Source organism: Kitasatospora gansuensis, assembly GCF_014203705.1.
Taxonomy (GTDB): Bacteria; Actinomycetota; Actinomycetes; order Streptomycetales; family Streptomycetaceae; genus Kitasatospora; species Kitasatospora gansuensis.
In genome coordinates this window covers 3,929,172-3,943,799 of record NZ_JACHJR010000001.1, presented here as the reverse complement: position 1 = coordinate 3,943,799, position 14,628 = coordinate 3,929,172, and the positions used below count along the sequence as shown (strand labels likewise).

Below are 14,628 nucleotides of genomic sequence, written 5' to 3'. Positions count from 1 at the left end.
CCGCGATTTGACGAGTGCCCAAGAGAATCGTTTCGCTTCCGGTCGGACCAGTTGCTGGGGCTCAGCAGACTGGCACGGCCGTACAGCTCATCGGACAAATCCGTGGAAGCCCGGACACCCGGGCTTCCACGGCGCTACGCTTCCTCGCTCACAGTTGCCGGAGCAGTACTCCGGGCTGTTCCACGCAGTCCGCGACGAACCGCAGGAACCCGCCCGCCGTACCGCCGTCGCACACCCGGTGGTCGAAGGTGAACGACAGTTGGGTGACCTGACGGACCGCCAACTCGCCCTCGTACACCCAGGGCTTGGGCGTGATCCGGCCAACTCCGAGCATGGCCGCCTCGGGGTGGTTGAGGATCGGCGTGGAGCCGTCCACGCCGAAGACGCCGTAGTTGTTGAGCGTGAACGTGCCGCCCGTCAGCTCGGCCGGGGTGAGCCGCCCGGCCCGCGCCGATTCGGTCAACCTGGACAGCTCGGCGCCGAGTTGTTCGGTCCCGAGCAGCTGGGCGTCCCGGATCACCGGGACCACCAGGCCGCGCTCGCTCTGCGCGGCGAAGCCGAGGTGCACGGCGGAGTGCCGGACGATCGCCGAACCGTCCTCCGACACGCTGGAGTTCAGCTCCGGGAAGCGGGCCAGCGCGGCGGTGGAGATCCGGGCCAGCAGGGCCAGCACGCTGACCTTGGGCCCGGCCGAACGGTTCAGCTGGGCGCGCAGCTCCATCAGGGCGGTCGCGTCCGCGTCCACCCAGCAGGTGGCGGCGGGAATCTCCCGGTGACTGCGGGTCAGCTTCTCCGCCACGGTGCGGCGCAGGCCGCGCAGCGGGATCACGTTTTCCTGGACCGGTGTCGCCGCCACCGGGGTGGCGAGCGCCTGCTCGACGTCCCGGCGCATGATCAGCCCGTCCGGGCCGCTGCCGGTCACCTTCGCCAGGTCGAGGCCGTGCTCCCGCGCCATCCGGCGCACCAGCGGCGAGATCACCGGCAGCACCACGGGCGCCTCGACCCTTGGCGCCTCGATCACCATGACCGGGACGGGGGCCGCCGCCTTCGCGCCGACCCGGGCCCGGCGGGCGCCGGGCTGCCGCTCCGCGACGCCGTAGCCGACCAACGGCCGCTCCACCGGCTCGTCCGGCCCCTCGGAACCGGGGGTTCCGGGCGACACCGCGACCGTCACCAGCGGTGCGCCGACCGGGACTTCCTCGCCCTCGGCGCCGTACCGCGCGGTGACCACCCCGCCGTACGGGCAGGGCACCTCGACCACCGCCTTGGCGGTCTCCACCTCCACCACCGGCTGGTCCACGGCGATCACCTCGCCCACCTCGACCAGCCAGCGGACCACCTCGGCCCCGGTGAGACCCTCACCGAGGTCGGGCAGTGTGAACTCGCGTACCACCGGCATCATCGTCAGTCCTCCCACTGCAGCCGGGCCACGGCGTCCAGGATCCGGTCCACCCCGGGCAGGTGGTGGTGCTCCAGCATCGGGGCCGGGTACGGGATGTCGAAGCCGGTCACCCGGAGCACCGGGGCGGCCAGGTGGTGGAAGCACTTCTCGGTCAGCCGGGCGGCGATCTCCGCGCCCGCGCCGCCGAAGCCGGTCGACTCGTGCACCACGACCGCGCGGCCGACCGAACGGACCAGCTCGACGGCGGTCTGCTCGTCGAACGGCACCAGCGAGCGCAGGTCCAGCACCGCCAGGTCCCAGCCCTCGGCCTTCGCCGCCTCGGCCGCCTCCAGGCAGACCGGCAGCGAGGGCCCGTAGGTGATCAGCACCGCGGAACGGCCCGGCCGGCGCAGCACCGCCCGGCCGATCGGCTCCACCGGCGCGGTCGCGTCCAGCGCGTCCTTGCCCCAGTACAGCCGCTTCGGCTCCAGGAAGACCACCGGGTCGTCGGAGGCGATCGAGGCCCGCAGCAGCCCGTACGCGTCGGCCACGGTGGCCGGGGTGACCACGTGCAGGCCGGGGGTGTGGGTGTAGTACGCCTCGGAGGAGTCGCTGTGGTGCTCGACGCCGCCGATGCCGCCGCCGTACGGGATCCGGATGGTGATCGGCAGCGGCATCCGGCCGGCCGTCCGGTTGCGCATCTTGGCGACGTGCGAGACGAGTTGCTCCATCGCCGGGTAGGCGAAGGCGTCGAACTGCATCTCCACCACCGGGCGCAGCCCGTACATCGCCATGCCGACCGCGGTGCCGAGGATGCCGGCCTCGGCCAGCGGGGTGTCCAGGCAGCGTTCGGGGCCGAACTCGGCGGTCAGGCCGTCGGTGATCCGGAAGACCCCGCCGAGCGCGCCGACGTCCTCGCCCAGCACGTGCACCGACTCGTCGGCGCGCATCGCGTCCCGCAGGGCGGAGTTGAGCGCCTGAGCCATGGTGCGGGTCTCGACTGCGGTGCTCATCGGGCCTGCTCCTCCGCGTCCAGCTCGGCGGTCAACTGCGCAGCCTGCTCGGCCAGTTGCTGGGTGGGCTCGGCGTAGACGTGCGCGAAGAGCGACATCGGGTCCAGTTCGGGGTCGGTGTGGAACTCGGCGCGCATCCGGGCGGCCAGCGCCTCGGCCTCCTCGGTGGCGGCCTGGGCGAGCCGGTCGTCCAGCTGCCCGGTGCCCCGGAGGTGACGCTCCATCAGCAGGATCGGGTCGTGCTCGCGCCAGGCGGCGATCTCCTCGTCCTGCCGGTAGCGGGTCGCGTCGTCGGCGTTGGTGTGCGCCTCGATCCGGTAGGTCAGCGCCTCGACCAGGGTCGGGCCACCGCCGGAACGGGCCCGCTCGACCGCCTCGGTGAGCACCGCGTGCACGGCCACCGCGTCGTTGCCGTCCACCAGCCGGCCGGGCATCCCGTAACCGACCGCTTTGTGGGCGAGCGTCGGCGCGGCGGACTGCCGGGTGAGCGGGACGGAGATCGCGTAGCCGTTGTTCTGCACCAGGAAGACCACCGGGGCGTTCAGCACGGCGGCGAAGTTCAGCGCCTCGTGGAAGTCGCCCTCGCTGGTGCCGCCGTCGCCGAGCAGCGCGAGCGCGACGGTGTCCTCGCCGCGCAGCTGGGCGGCGTACGCCAGGCCGACCGCGTGCGGGGCCTGGGTGGCCAGCGGGGTGCAGAGCGGGGCGGTCCGGGTCGCCTTCGGGTCGTACCCGGTGTGCGCGTTGCCGCGCAGCAGGGTCAGCGCCTCCAGCGGGTCGACGCCCCGGGAGACCACGGCGAGGGTGTCCCGGTAGCTCGGGAACAGCCAGTCGTCCTGACGCAGCGCCAGCGCGGCCGCCACCTGGCAGGCCTCCTGGCCGGTGGACGCCGGGTAGACGGCCAGCCTGCCCTGCTTGGTCAGCGTGGTGGCCTGCTGGTTGTAGCGACGGCCGACCACCAGCCGGCGGTAGAGCTCGGCGAGCAGCTCCGGGTCCGCCTTCTCGGCGGCCGGGGTGCCGAGCACCCGGTGCGGGGACTCGTCGGGGAGCAGCGGAGCGGGATCGGTCCGCGGACCGGTGGCGTCGGGACGCCAGCCGGGCACGGGGGCGGCCAGGTGTCGATGATCGAGAACGGTCATCTCGGGCACCTCCAGAGGGTGGGGGAGGGTGCGACAGGGGCAGGTGATGCCGGTGGTGCGCGAGGGGTGACATGGCTGGTCGCCGGAGCAGCTCCTCCCTACCGATTGTTCGGTTGTCTGTTCAATCTGGCCACAGCTGCGCCAAGGTGGTGGACAATCGGCCCGAACGGCGGTCTATTGAAGACAGCATGTCCATTTCGGGAGGGTCGGGGGCCGTGTCCACTGAACAGACGTCCAGGCTGGATCGGGTCGACCGGTCGATCCTCCGACTGCTCCAGCAGGACGGCCGGGCCTCGATCCGCTCGGTCGCCGAACGCGTGCACGTCTCCCGGGCCAACGCCTACGCCCGGATCGCCCGGATGGTCGAGGACGGCATCATCCGCGGCTTCACCGCCCGGATAGACCACGAACGGGCCGGGCAGGGCGCCTCGGCGTACATCACCCTCAAGATCGTGCAGAACTCCTGGCGGACGGTCCGCGAGCAGCTGCTCGCCCTGCCGGGCGTCGCGCACATCGCACTGGTCGGCGGCGAGTTCGACGTCCTCCTGCTGGTGCACACGGCGGACAACCACGCCCTGCGCGAACTGGTCCTCGGCCAGATCCAGGGCATCCCCCAGGTACTCGCCACGCAGACCCTGCTGGTCTTCGAAGAGACGGACCAGGTCCCTCCGGTCTGAAGAGCAACCACCAGGGGCTCGGGGAACTGCGACGCCGACCTCGAAAAAGGTGATCCGTGCGTAGGCGGTCAGGCACTTTCGCAGTGATACCCGCCAGCCACGAACCGCCGCCGTTCCCCGGGCTCCTGGTGGCTGGTGCCCGGAGCGATCAGTAGCCCGTCGAACCGTCCAGGCGCTCGCGCAAAATGTCCGCGTGCCCGTTGTGCCGGGCGTACTCCGCGAGCATGTGGATCAGGATGCGCCGGAGCGAGACCGGCTTCCCGGTGGCGCGGTGGGTGCCGGTGGCGTCCAGGTCGGCGGTGGCGGCCACGATCCGGCGGGAGTGGTCACACTCCTCGCGCCAGAGCGCGAGCGCCTCCGCGACGCTGCCGTCCAGGCGGTCGAAGTCCTGGTCGGGGTCGTCGTCGGAGTAGTGCAGCAGCGGCAGGTCCTCGCCCGCGAACTGCATCCGGAGCCACCAGCGCTCCACCCCGGCCAGGTGCCGGAGCAGGCCGTGCAGGCTGAGCCCGGAGGGCGGTACGGGACGGGTGGAGAGCTCGGCGTCGGACAGGCCGGCGCACTTGAGGGCGAGGGTCTCGCGGTGCCAGTCCAGGTACGCGGTGAGCAGTTCCCGTTCGGTGCCGGTGAGCGGCAGCGACTCCCGGGCGTCCTCGGCCAGCGGCGGGGCGAAGTGTGCGGGGATCTCGGTCATACCGGGAGTCTGCCAGCGGGCACTGTCAGGCGCGCAGACCGTCGAAGGCCAGGTGCACCACGGCCTCGGCGACGCCGTCGGCGTGCTTGCCGCCGGGCCGGTACCACTCCACGATCGAGTTGATCATCCCGAACAGCAACCGGGTGGCCAGCCGGGGTTCGACGTCCGCGCGCAGCTCCCCCGCCGCCACGGCGGCCGCGAGCAGCTCGGCCACCTGGTGGTCGAAGTCCCGGCGGCGCTCCAGCGCCCACTGCTCGGTCGCGGTGTTGCCGCGGACCCGGAGCAGCAGGGTGACGTACGGCAGCTCGGCGAGCAGCACCTCGGCGGTGCGGCGGACCACGTGCTCCAGCCGGTCCACCGAACGGCCCGTCAGGGCCTCGGGCTCGGCCAGGATGCCGAACAGCGCGTCCAGCGCCCGGCCGACCGCCAGCTTGAGCAGCTCCTCCTTGCCGCGCACGTGGTGGTAGATCGAGGACTTGGAGATCCCGGCCGCCCGCGAGAGGTCCTCCATCGAGGTGCCGTCGTATCCGCGCTCGTTGAAGACCCCGACCGTGACGGCGAGCAGCGAGTCGACGGTGTAGGCGGTACGGGTGGAGTTCTCGGCCATGTGAACGAGTATGGCCGCCGTCCCCGGGGCACACGCCACCGGTCCGGCAAAACTGCCCCATTGACCCGACCGATCGTTCGGTTACGCTGAGGGGTGACCAGTCCGCCCCAAAAGGAGCGCGTCATGACCGCAGCGGCCACCCACCCCGTCGTCGCCGAGCTGATCGAGCGTCACCAGCCCACTCTCACCCGCGCGGTGGAGGCCACCACGGCACGGGACTACTGGTCGCCGTACCCGGAGTTCCCGAAGGCGTACGGCGAGACCGGCCAGGCCGACGGCCAGGCCGCCTTCGACGCGCTGCTCGGCAGCGTGTTCACGCTGGACGGCCAGCCGGCCGACGGTGAGCTGGTCAGCGGCGAGTCCTCGCCGTACGGCATCGAGCTCGGCGTCAGCTACCCGCACGCGGACGTCGAGGCGCTGATCGGCGCGCTCGAACTGGCCCGCCCCGGTTGGGCGGCGGCCGGCCCGACCGTCCGCGCGGCGGTCTGCCTGGAGATCCTGGCCCGGATCAACGCCCGCTCGCACGAGTTCGCGCACGCGGTGATGCACACCACCGGACAGGCGTACGGGATGGCCTTCCAGGCCGGTGGCCCGCACGCGCAGGACCGGGGCCTGGAGGCGGTCGCGTACGCCTTCATCGAGCAGACCCGGCTGCCCGAGCGGGCGAGCTGGACCAAGCCGCAGGGCAAGCGGGACCCGCTCACCATGACCAAGGAGTTCGTGCCGGTGCCGGTCGGCCTGGCACTGCTGATCGGCTGCAACACCTTCCCGACCTGGAACGGCTACCCCGGCCTGTTCGCCTCGCTGGCCACCGGCAACCCGGTGCTGGTCAAGCCGCACCCGCGGGCCACCCTGCCGCTGGCGCTCACCGTGCAGGTCGCCCGCGAGGTGCTGGCCGAGGCCGGCTTCGACCCCAACCTGGTCTGCCTGGCCGCCGAGCACGAGGGTTCGACCATCGCGCAGACGCTGGCGGTTCGGCCCGAGGTGAAGCTGATCGACTACACCGGCTCGACCCAGTTCGGCGACTGGCTGGAGGCCAACGCCCAGCAGGCGCTGGTCTACACCGAGAAGGCCGGGGTCAACTCGGTGGTGATCGACTCCACCGACAACTACCGCGGCATGCTCGCCAACCTGGCCTTCTCGCTCTCGCTCTACAGCGGCCAGATGTGCACCACCCCGCAGAACCTGCTGATCCCCCGCACCGGTGTCCGCACCGACGAGGGCGGCAAGTCCTACGACGAGGTGGTGACCGACCTGGCCGCCGCGATCGAGGGCCTGCTCTCGGACGACGCCCGCGCCGCCGCCATCCTCGGCGCCGTGGTCAACCCCGGGGTGCTCGGCCGCACGGTCCGGGCCGCCGGTGGCGAGTACGGCGAACTCGCCCTCGCGCCCCGGGTGGTGACCTCGCCGGAGTTCCCGGCGGCGACCGTGCGGACGCCCGCGCTGGTCAAGGTGGACGCGGACAAGCCGGACGACCGGGCGGCGTTCCTCGGCGAGTGCTTCGGCCCGGTCTCCTTCGTGGTCGCGGTCGAATCCGCCGAGGCCGCAGTGGAGTTGCTCGGCCGGACGGTCCGCGAGCAGGGCGCCATGACTGCGGCCGGGTACACCGTGGACGACGCGGTGGAGGCCGCGCTGGTGGCCACCTGCCTGGACGCCGGCGTCTCGCTCTCGCTCAACCTCACCGGCGGGGTCTACGCCAACCAGACGGCGGCCTTCTCCGACCTGCACGGGACGGGCGCCAACCCGGCGGCCAACGCGGCCTACTGCGACGGCGCGTTCGTGGCGAGCCGGTTCCGTACGGTCGAGGTGCGACGCCACAGCTGATGTGGTGGGGCTCTGCTGAGGTCGGCGTCGCCCACGCGGCGGAGCCGCACATCAGCAGAGCCCCGGGCCCCTGGTGGTCAACGCTTCAGCGCACGCTTGGGGTTGAAGACCCAGACCCGCAGGAGCAGGAAGCGCAGCAGCGTGGCCAGGGCGTTCGCCGCCACCAGGGTGGTGAGTTCGGCGGCGTGGGAGCGGTCAGCGGGGAGCAGGGCAATCGCCCCGCTGCTCAGGGCCAGGCCGATCAGGAAGGCGATGCCGCCCTCGATCTGGTGTTTGAGGGCGTCCCGGGCACCGGTCACGCCGAAGGTGAAGCGGCGGTTGGCGGCGGTGTTGGCCACGGCGGTGACGGCCAGGGCGAAGGCGTTCGCCCAGAAGGCGGGCACCAGTTGACGGGTGGTCAGGAACAGCAGCATGAAGGCCAGCGTGCTCAGGGTGCCGACCACGGCGAAGCTGGCGAGCTGCCAGCCGAGGCCGGGCGGCAGCTGGGCCTGCCTGACCCGGGTCGGCAGGTGGTCGACCCGGCCCGCGCCGGTGAGGGTGCGACGGGCCACCCGGCTCATGCCCTTGAGGTCGTCCAGGACGGTGCGGACGATGTCGACCCGGCTGTCGGGGTCGTCCACCCAGTCCACCGGGACTTCGTGGATCCGCAGGCCGGTGCGTTCGGCCAGCAGCAGCAGTTCGGTGTCGAAGAACCAGGCGTTGTCCTCGACCGAGCCGAGCAGCTGCTGCACCACCTCGGTCCTGGCGGCCTTGAACCCGCACTGGGCGTCCGAGAACTTGGCCGCCATGGTGGCCCGCAGCAGCACGTTGTACCCGCGCGAGATGAACTCCCGCTTTGCTCCCCGGACCACCGCCGAACCCCGGTGCAGGCGGCTGCCGATGGCCAGGTCGCTGTGGCCTGAGAGCAGCGGCGCGACCAGCGGCAGGAACGCCTCCAGGCCGGTGGAGAGGTCGACGTCCATGTACGCCACCACGTCGGCGTCGCTGTCGCCCCAGACCTGGCGGAGCGCCCGGCCCCGGCCCTTGAGGTCCAGGTGGACCGCCTCGACCTGGGGGATCTCGGCGGCCAGCGCGGTGGCCACCGCCCAGGTGCCGTCGATACTCGCGTTGTCCGCGATGGTGATCCGGTACGGATAGGGGAAGGTCTCTCCCAGGTAGGCATGCAGTCGGCGGACACACCGCTCGACCGTGTGCTCCTCGTTGTAGACCGGGACGACCACCTCGACGAGTTTCGTCCTGGTCGGACGTTCGTTGGCAGGGGGCGGGCCGACCACGGTCGTGCCCCGGGGTGCGAGCTCTGTCATGCCAGTGAGATTCACAGCGTCTGATGGGCCCGCGATGATGGAAGGCTGAGAGGGAGCTTAGAAGGCTCAGGTGCTGAGCCGAACGCTGGTCCGATCAACGGGAGATGGCATGTCCGACAATCAGCTGGCCTCCGACGTGGTGATCGTCGGCGCGGGCCCGACCGGGCTCCTGCTGGCCGGTGACCTGGCCACCGCGGGGCTGCGGGTGACCGTGCTGGAGAAGCGCGGCGCCGAGTCCAACCTGACCCGGGCCTTCGCGGTGCACGCCCGCACCCTGGAGCAGCTGGACGCCCGGGGGCTGGCCGACGAACTGATCGCCACCGGGACGCCGCTGGCCGACCTGCGGCTGTTCGGGAGCCTCAAGGTGGAGCTGGGCAAGCTGCCCAGCCGGTTCCCGTTCGTGCTGATCACCCCGCAGTACAACGTCGAACGACTGCTCCAGGAGCGGGCCGTGAAGGCCGGTGCGGTGCTGGTCCGGGGCGCCGAGGTGACCGGGCTGCGGCAGGACCCGGGGGGCGTCGAGCTGGAGACCAGGGGCGGCGAGAGCTACCGGGCCGGCTACGTGGTCGGCGCGGACGGCGTCCGCAGCGCGGTGCGCGACCTGCTGGGGATCCCGTACCCCGGGGAGTCGGTGGTGAGTTCGGTGCTGCTGGCCGACGTCCGGCTGGAGCAGCCGCCCACCGACACGCTGTCGGTCGCCGCCGGGGAGAACGGCTTCGCCTTCCTGGTGCCGTTCGGCGACGGCTGGTACCGGGTGATCGCCTGGGACCGGAACCGCCAACTCCCGGACGGCGCACCGGTGGAGCTCGGCGAGATCAGCGCGATCGCCCGGGACGCCTTCGGGGTCGACCACGGGCTGCACGACGCCCGCTGGGTGTCCCGGTTCCACAGCGACGAGCGGCAGGTGCCCAACTACCGTTCCGGGCGGGTCTTCCTGGCCGGGGACGCCGCGCACTGCCACTCCCCGGCGGGCGGGCAGGGCATGAACACCGGGCTGCAGGACGCCGCCAACCTGAGCTGGAAGCTGGTCAGCGCGGTCCGCGGCTGGGCCCCCGACGCCCTGCTGGACACCTATCAGACGGAGCGTCACCCGGTCGGCCGGGCCGCCGTCCGCAGCTCCGGCGCCCTGGTCCGGCTCGCGCTGGCCAACTCGGTGCCGACCAGGCTGCTGCGCTCCACCCTGGTCTCGGCGGCCAACCTGCTCGGCCCGCTGGGGGAGTTGGGCGCCCGCCAGGTCTCCGGGATCGCCATCCAGTACCCCGCCCCGAAGGACGCCCACCACCTGGTCGGCCGCCGGATCCCCGACCTGCGGCTCGCGGTGGACTCACCCGGCGCACCGTCCCGGCTGTACGAGGCGCTCCGCAGCGGGCGGGCGGTCCTGGTCTCCAACGACGACCAGCAGCTGGTGGTCGAACCCTGGGCCGACCGGCTGGTCACCGCCGCACCCGCCTCCCCGCACGGGAAGCTCCGCGACACGGTCCTGCTGGTCCGCCCCGACGGCCACGCCGCCTGGGCCGGCGTCGACCCCAGCCGGGCGGAGATCCGACACGCCATCACTCAGCTGCTCGGTCCTGAGGCCTGAGGCAGCCTCAGCGCCAGCCCGTCCAGCACCACCTCCAGGCCGTAGCCGAACTTGGCGTCCCGGACCGCGGCCGGGTCGGCGGCACCCGCCTCGGCCTCCTGGTAGGCCTCGTTGAGGTGCTGGTGTCCGGTCGCCGCCTGCTGCGCCTCGGGCAGCAGGCGGGTGACGAAGGCGGCCTCGGTCTCACCGGAGCGGGACACCGTGATGAGCCAGGCCGCCTCCGTGGTGCTCATCCCGATCACGTACGCCAGCACGGTGTCGATCGCCGGGCTCGGCTCGGGGAAGCCGGCCTCGGCGAACAGCGCCGCCAGCCGCTCCCCGTAGGTCATCAGGTTGGGGCCCAGGTAGGCCAGGCCGGCCTGGCCGAGCACCGCCGACAGCCACGGGTGCCGTAGGGCGACCGCCCGGAACGAGGCGGCGGCCGCGGTGACGTCGGCCCGCCAGTCGGGACCGCCGGCGGCCGGTACCGACATCTCGGCCACCACCGCGTCCACCGCCAGCTCCATCAGCTCGTCCTTGGTGGCGACGTGCCGGTAGAGCGAGGTCGCGCCCGCGTTCAGCCTGGCCCCCAGCTTGCGCATGCTCAGGGCGTCGATGCCGTCCGCGTCCAGCATCGCGATCGCCTCCCGGACGATCGCCGGCTGGCTGAGCCCGGGCTGTTCGGCCGGGCGCTGCCGGGTCCACACGGACGGGGTGGGGTTCGTCTTGGCTGCCATCTCACTCCTCGGTGCGTACAGCGTTCGCATCCAGCGTACACATGACGGGGGTTGCGCACACTGTGCGCAGCTGCGTACAGTGTTCCCACCGAAGGAACAGTGTGCGCATCCGAAAGGGCTGGCCATGGAAACCCGCAACCCCCACCGCTGGTGGATCCTGATCGTGCTGTGCCTCAGCACGCTGGTCCTGGTCATCGACAGCATGGCGCTGACCGTGGCGGTGCCGTCGATGTCCGCCGACCTCGGCGCGAGCGCCCAGGACATCCAGTGGATCCTCGACTCCTACATCCTGGTCTTCGCCGGACTGCTGCTCACCTCGGGCAGCCTGGGCGACCGGTTCGGCCGCCGGAAGGTGATGATCATCGGCCTGCTGCTGTTCGGCCTGGCCTCACTGGCCGCGGCCTTCTGCAGCAGCCCCGGCGAGGTGATCGCGGCCCGGATCACGATGGGTGTCGGCGGCGCGCTGATCATGCCCTCGACGCTGTCGATCCTGATCACCGTCTTCGAGGAGGACGAGCGCGGCAAGGCGATGGCGGCCTGGGGTTCGGTGTCGATGCTCGGCCTGGTCGGCAGCCCGGTGCTCGGCGGCCTGCTGATCGACCGCTTCTCCTGGCACTCGATCTTCTTCCTGAACGTGCCGGTGGTGGCCCTGGCCGTGCTGGCCGGCCTGCTCCTGATGCCGGAGTCCAAGGGCCCGTGGCGGAAGGCCGACCCGCTGGGCGCCGTGCTCTCCGCCGTCGGCATGACCGCCCTGATCTGGTGGATCATCGAGATCCCGCAGCACGGCGCCTTCGCGGGCCGGTCGCTGATCACCCTGGTGGTCGCGGTGCTCACCCTCGGCGGGTTCGTGATCTGGGAGAACGTCACCTCCTCGCCGATGGTCCCGCTGGCCCTGTTCAAGCACCGCAACTTCAGCGGCGGCTCGCTCTCGCTGACACTCGTTCAGATCGGCAACGGCGGCCTGCTGCTGGTGCTCACCCAGTACCTGCAGTTCGTGCTGGGCTACTCCCCGGTCAAGGCCGGCCTGGCCTTCGTCCCGCTGGCCGTCGCCGCGCTGATCGGCAACGGCGCCGGCGCCGGGCTGGCGGCGAAGATCGGCAACCGCCTGCTGATCCTGGTCGGCATGCTGGTGATGGCCGCCTCGTTCGTCCTGCTGGCGACCGTCACCGCGGAGACCGGCTTCGCCGTCCCGGCCGTCGCCCTCGGCCTGCTCGGCCTCGGCGCGGGCCTGGCCATGCCGGCCGCGGTCGGTGCGCTGATGGGCACCATCCCGCCGGAGCAGGCGGGCGTCGGCTCGGCCCTGAACGACACCATCCAGCAGGCCGGCACCGCCCTCGGCATCGCGATCCTCGGCTCGCTGCTGACCAGCGGCTACGCCGGTGCGATGCCCGCCGACGCCCCCGAGCCGGCCAAGCAGTCGATCGCCGGTGCGCTGGCCGCCGCCCAGGGCGACACCGCCCTGGTCACCGCCGCCCGGGAGGCCTTCACCAGCTCGATGTCGACCACCTTCACCATCAGCGCGATCGGCGTCCTGGCCGCCGCCCTGCTGGCCACCCTGGTGATGCGCGACCGCAAGCCCGCCGACGCCGCGGCCCCGGAGGCGGAGCTCGCCGCCTGACCCTCGACGGAAGAAGGCCGGCCCCTCAGCTGCGGGGGGCCGGCCTTCCCGCGTCGGTACGCCTAGCGAGCGGCCTTCTCGTAGTGGCGGGCCGCCTTGGCGCGGTTGCCGCAGACGGCCATCGAGCACCAGCGGCGGCGCCCGTTCTGCGAGGTGTCGAAGAAGTGCAGGATGCAGTTCTCGTGGGCGCAGGCCTTGATCCAGTGGGCGCCCTGCCGGAGCAGTGCGAGGTAGTCGTCGGCGGCGAGCCAGGCGGCCAGCCACTCGGGGGAGTCGACCTCGACGGTCTCGGTGGGGCCGGCCGCGGTGAGGGTGTGGCGGAGCCGGCCGTGGGCGAGGACCTGGTTCAGGGCGTCCAACTCGGGCTCGCGCTGCTCCTCGGCGGCGCGGACCAGCCCGGCCAGGGCGTCCCGGGCGGTCAGGGCGGCGGCCAAGCCCGCGTCGTCCGCGGGGCTGCGGTCGGCGAGACCGGCCGTGGAGAGCCAGATCGCGTAGCCGTCCGGCCTGGCCAGCAGGTCCTGGACGCCGCCGCCGTTCCAGCGCGTGTTCAGCAGGTCGAGCGAGAGCGGCTCGCCGAGCAGGGGGCGCGGGTCACGGGGGTCTGCCATGGCGCCGAGTCTACTTCTAACCAGTTCTCAGGGCAGTAGTGGTTGACGCTTTCGAAACCTAACCTCTACAGTCGTGAATACAGGTTAGCCACTTCGCTTCGGGAGCTGTCATGCAGACTGGCCACGTCGGGCTCAACGTCACCGATGTCACCCGTTCCATCGCCTTCTACCGGGAGGTCTTCGGCCTGGAACTGGCCGGTGAGGGGACCGAGGCGGACCGCCGCTTCGCCTTCCTGGCCCTGGACGGCAAGCTGCTGCTGACGCTCTGGCAGCAGAGCAAGGAGCGCTTCGACACCGGCACGGCCGGCCTGCACCACCTCTCCTTCCAGGTCGAGTCGCTGGACGAGGTACGGGCCGCCGAGGAGCGGCTGCGCGGGCTGGACGCCGAGTTCGCGTACGACGGCGTGGTCCCGCACGGCGAGGGGGCGGGCTCCGGCGGGATCTTCTTCACCGACCCCGACGGCATCCGGCTGGAGATCTACGCCCCGGCCGGCCTCGAAGGCACGCCCGCCCCGGTCGCGGCCGCTCCGACCTGCGGATTCTTCTAGAGACGACTGCCGACCAGACGGAGGCGGACCACCATGACTGTCGAGACCTTCCACCCGGGCGAGCGGGCGGTCCAGGCCCGGGCCGGGGTGCAGGACCGTGCGGAGCATGTCGGCCGGGGCATCGGCGCGGTCATCCCGGCCGTGGCAGCACGGTTTTTGAGTGACCGTCGGACGCTGGTGGTCGGCGCCACCGACCAGAAGGGGCGGGTCTGGGCGAGCATGCTCAGCGGGCCCGCCGGATTCCTGGCGGCGGACGGCGAGAGCACCCTCGCGGTGGCCGCCCGCCCGGTGCCCGGCGATCCGCTGGCGGCGGTGCTGGAGACCCCGGCCGAGGTCGGCACCATCGCGCTGGACTCGGCCGGCCGGCGGCGGATGCGGCTGAACGGCCGCTCCGTCCCGGACGGCCGGGGCGGGCTGCTGATCACCGCCGAGCAGGTGTACGCCAACTGCCCGAAGTACATCCAGCGCCGGCACCCGCTGGACACCCCGTCCACCCCCGAACTGCTCGGCTCGGGCTCCCGGCTGAGCACCCGCCAGCAGCTCGCGGCGACCACCACCGACACGTTCTTCGTCGCCACCGCGGGACCGGACGGCCGGGTGGACGCCTCGCACCGGGGCGGGCACCCGGGCTTCCTCTCCGTGCACGGCCCCGAGCTGCTGAGCTGGCCGGACTACCCGGGCAACAACATGTTCATGACCCTGGGGAACATGGAGCTGAACCCCGCCGCCGGGCTGCTGCTGCCCGACTGGGAGACCGGCGGTGCCCTGCTGGTCTCGGGGCAGGCCGAGCCGGACGCCGACCGCACGGTGTGGTTCACGGTCGAGCGGGTGGTCGAACTGGCCCACGCCACCCCGCTCACCTGGAGCGAGCCCGAGTACTCCCCCGCCAATCCGCCGATCATCCGGGCATAAATCCTATTTGT

At 72.1% G+C, this 14,628-nt stretch carries 14 protein-coding genes; 6 read left to right on the top strand and 8 right to left on the bottom strand.

Translation table 11 applies throughout. The features are described from left to right. Window positions 1-148 precede the first annotated feature (148 nt). The 3 genes from F4556_RS17340 to pdhA are packed head-to-tail and all read right to left on the bottom strand — an operon-like array spanning window position 149 to window position 3,530. Window positions 149-1,399: a dihydrolipoamide acetyltransferase family protein gene (locus F4556_RS17340; protein ID WP_184916635.1), complete on the bottom strand. Its 1,251-nt coding sequence runs from the start codon at window positions 1,397-1,399 to the stop codon at window positions 149-151. A 5-nt stretch (window positions 1,400-1,404) separates the two neighbouring features. Then, a complete protein-coding gene (locus F4556_RS17335; protein WP_184916632.1) occupies window positions 1,405-2,394 on the bottom strand; it encodes an alpha-ketoacid dehydrogenase subunit beta in 990 nt (329 codons plus the stop codon). Then, window positions 2,391-3,530: a pyruvate dehydrogenase (acetyl-transferring) E1 component subunit alpha gene (pdhA, locus tag F4556_RS17330; protein WP_184916630.1), complete on the bottom strand. Its 1,140-nt coding sequence runs from the start codon at window positions 3,528-3,530 to the stop codon at window positions 2,391-2,393. The genes F4556_RS17335 and pdhA overlap by 4 nt, the downstream gene beginning before the upstream one ends. 188 nt (window positions 3,531-3,718) lie before the next feature. Between pdhA and F4556_RS17325 the strand changes: the two genes are divergently transcribed. Beyond that, window positions 3,719-4,207 (top strand): Lrp/AsnC family transcriptional regulator, encoded by a 489-nt coding sequence (locus F4556_RS17325; protein ID WP_057228673.1) that lies wholly within the window; start codon window positions 3,719-3,721, stop codon window positions 4,205-4,207. Between the two features lie 148 nt (window positions 4,208-4,355). On the opposite strand, the gene F4556_RS17320 is transcribed toward F4556_RS17325, so the two are convergent. Then, a complete protein-coding gene (locus tag F4556_RS17320) occupies window positions 4,356-4,898 on the bottom strand; it encodes a DinB family protein (RefSeq protein WP_184916627.1) in 543 nt (180 codons plus the stop codon). Window positions 4,899-4,923: 25 nt separating this feature from the next. Further along, window positions 4,924-5,505, bottom strand: coding sequence for a TetR/AcrR family transcriptional regulator (locus F4556_RS17315; protein WP_184916624.1), 582 nt, complete (start codon window positions 5,503-5,505; stop codon window positions 4,924-4,926). A gap of 123 nt (window positions 5,506-5,628) precedes the next feature. Between F4556_RS17315 and paaN the strand changes: the two genes are divergently transcribed. After that, a complete protein-coding gene (paaN, locus tag F4556_RS17310; RefSeq protein ID WP_184916621.1) occupies window positions 5,629-7,329 on the top strand; it encodes a phenylacetic acid degradation protein PaaN in 1,701 nt (566 codons plus the stop codon). A 77-nt stretch (window positions 7,330-7,406) separates the two neighbouring features. On the opposite strand, the gene F4556_RS17305 is transcribed toward paaN, so the two are convergent. After that, complete coding sequence (locus F4556_RS17305; protein WP_184916618.1) at window positions 7,407-8,633, bottom strand: glycosyltransferase; 1,227 nt, start codon at window positions 8,631-8,633, stop codon at window positions 7,407-7,409. Between the two features lie 109 nt (window positions 8,634-8,742). On the opposite strand from F4556_RS17305, the gene F4556_RS17300 reads away from it, so the two are divergent. Beyond that, window positions 8,743-10,215, top strand: a complete 1,473-nt coding sequence (locus F4556_RS17300; RefSeq protein WP_184916615.1) for an FAD-dependent oxidoreductase — start codon at window positions 8,743-8,745, stop codon at window positions 10,213-10,215. Here F4556_RS17300 and F4556_RS17295 read toward each other — a convergent pair. Continuing rightward, the gene (locus tag F4556_RS17295) at window positions 10,191-10,931 is read right to left on the bottom strand and encodes a TetR/AcrR family transcriptional regulator (protein WP_184916611.1); all 741 of its coding nucleotides are present in this window, start codon (window positions 10,929-10,931) and stop codon (window positions 10,191-10,193) included. The genes F4556_RS17300 and F4556_RS17295 overlap by 25 nt on opposite strands. A gap of 124 nt (window positions 10,932-11,055) precedes the next feature. Here F4556_RS17295 and F4556_RS17290 point away from each other — a divergent pair, with 124 nt between their 5' ends. After that, complete coding sequence (locus tag F4556_RS17290) at window positions 11,056-12,549, top strand: MFS transporter (protein WP_184916607.1); 1,494 nt, start codon at window positions 11,056-11,058, stop codon at window positions 12,547-12,549. 62 nt (window positions 12,550-12,611) lie between these two features. Here the strand turns inward: F4556_RS17290 and F4556_RS17285 are convergent, their stop codons facing one another. Beyond that, complete coding sequence (locus tag F4556_RS17285; RefSeq protein WP_184916604.1) at window positions 12,612-13,157, bottom strand: CGNR zinc finger domain-containing protein; 546 nt, start codon at window positions 13,155-13,157, stop codon at window positions 12,612-12,614. Window positions 13,158-13,267: 110 nt separating this feature from the next. Here F4556_RS17285 and F4556_RS17280 point away from each other — a divergent pair, with 110 nt between their 5' ends. Continuing rightward, window positions 13,268-13,705, top strand: coding sequence for a VOC family protein (locus tag F4556_RS17280; RefSeq protein WP_184916601.1), 438 nt, complete (start codon window positions 13,268-13,270; stop codon window positions 13,703-13,705). 33 nt (window positions 13,706-13,738) lie between these two features. Continuing rightward, window positions 13,739-14,617, top strand: coding sequence for a pyridoxamine 5'-phosphate oxidase family protein (locus F4556_RS17275; protein WP_184916598.1), 879 nt, complete (start codon window positions 13,739-13,741; stop codon window positions 14,615-14,617). Window positions 14,618-14,628 lie beyond the last annotated feature (11 nt).

What these genes read in the sequence shown, in the direction of transcription:
- F4556_RS17340 (WP_184916635.1), bottom strand. Translation starts at nt 1,399, where the DNA reads ATGCCGGTGGTACGCGAGTTCACACTGCCCGACCTCGGTGAGGGTCTC.
- F4556_RS17335 (WP_184916632.1), bottom strand. Translation starts at nt 2,394, where the DNA reads ATGAGCACCGCAGTCGAGACCCGCACCATGGCTCAGGCGCTCAACTCC.
- pdhA (WP_184916630.1), bottom strand. Translation starts at nt 3,530, where the DNA reads ATGACCGTTCTCGATCATCGACACCTGGCCGCCCCCGTGCCCGGCTGG.
- F4556_RS17325 (WP_057228673.1), top strand. Translation starts at nt 3,719, where the DNA reads ATGTCCATTTCGGGAGGGTCGGGGGCCGTGTCCACTGAACAGACGTCC.
- F4556_RS17320 (WP_184916627.1), bottom strand. Translation starts at nt 4,898, where the DNA reads ATGACCGAGATCCCCGCACACTTCGCCCCGCCGCTGGCCGAGGACGCC.
- F4556_RS17315 (WP_184916624.1), bottom strand. Translation starts at nt 5,505, where the DNA reads ATGGCCGAGAACTCCACCCGTACCGCCTACACCGTCGACTCGCTGCTC.
- paaN (WP_184916621.1), top strand. Translation starts at nt 5,629, where the DNA reads ATGACCGCAGCGGCCACCCACCCCGTCGTCGCCGAGCTGATCGAGCGT.
- F4556_RS17305 (WP_184916618.1), bottom strand. Translation starts at nt 8,633, where the DNA reads ATGACAGAGCTCGCACCCCGGGGCACGACCGTGGTCGGCCCGCCCCCT.
- F4556_RS17300 (WP_184916615.1), top strand. Translation starts at nt 8,743, where the DNA reads ATGTCCGACAATCAGCTGGCCTCCGACGTGGTGATCGTCGGCGCGGGC.
- F4556_RS17295 (WP_184916611.1), bottom strand. Translation starts at nt 10,931, where the DNA reads ATGGCAGCCAAGACGAACCCCACCCCGTCCGTGTGGACCCGGCAGCGC.
- F4556_RS17290 (WP_184916607.1), top strand. Translation starts at nt 11,056, where the DNA reads ATGGAAACCCGCAACCCCCACCGCTGGTGGATCCTGATCGTGCTGTGC.
- F4556_RS17285 (WP_184916604.1), bottom strand. Translation starts at nt 13,157, where the DNA reads ATGGCAGACCCCCGTGACCCGCGCCCCCTGCTCGGCGAGCCGCTCTCG.
- F4556_RS17280 (WP_184916601.1), top strand. Translation starts at nt 13,268, where the DNA reads ATGCAGACTGGCCACGTCGGGCTCAACGTCACCGATGTCACCCGTTCC.
- F4556_RS17275 (WP_184916598.1), top strand. Translation starts at nt 13,739, where the DNA reads ATGACTGTCGAGACCTTCCACCCGGGCGAGCGGGCGGTCCAGGCCCGG.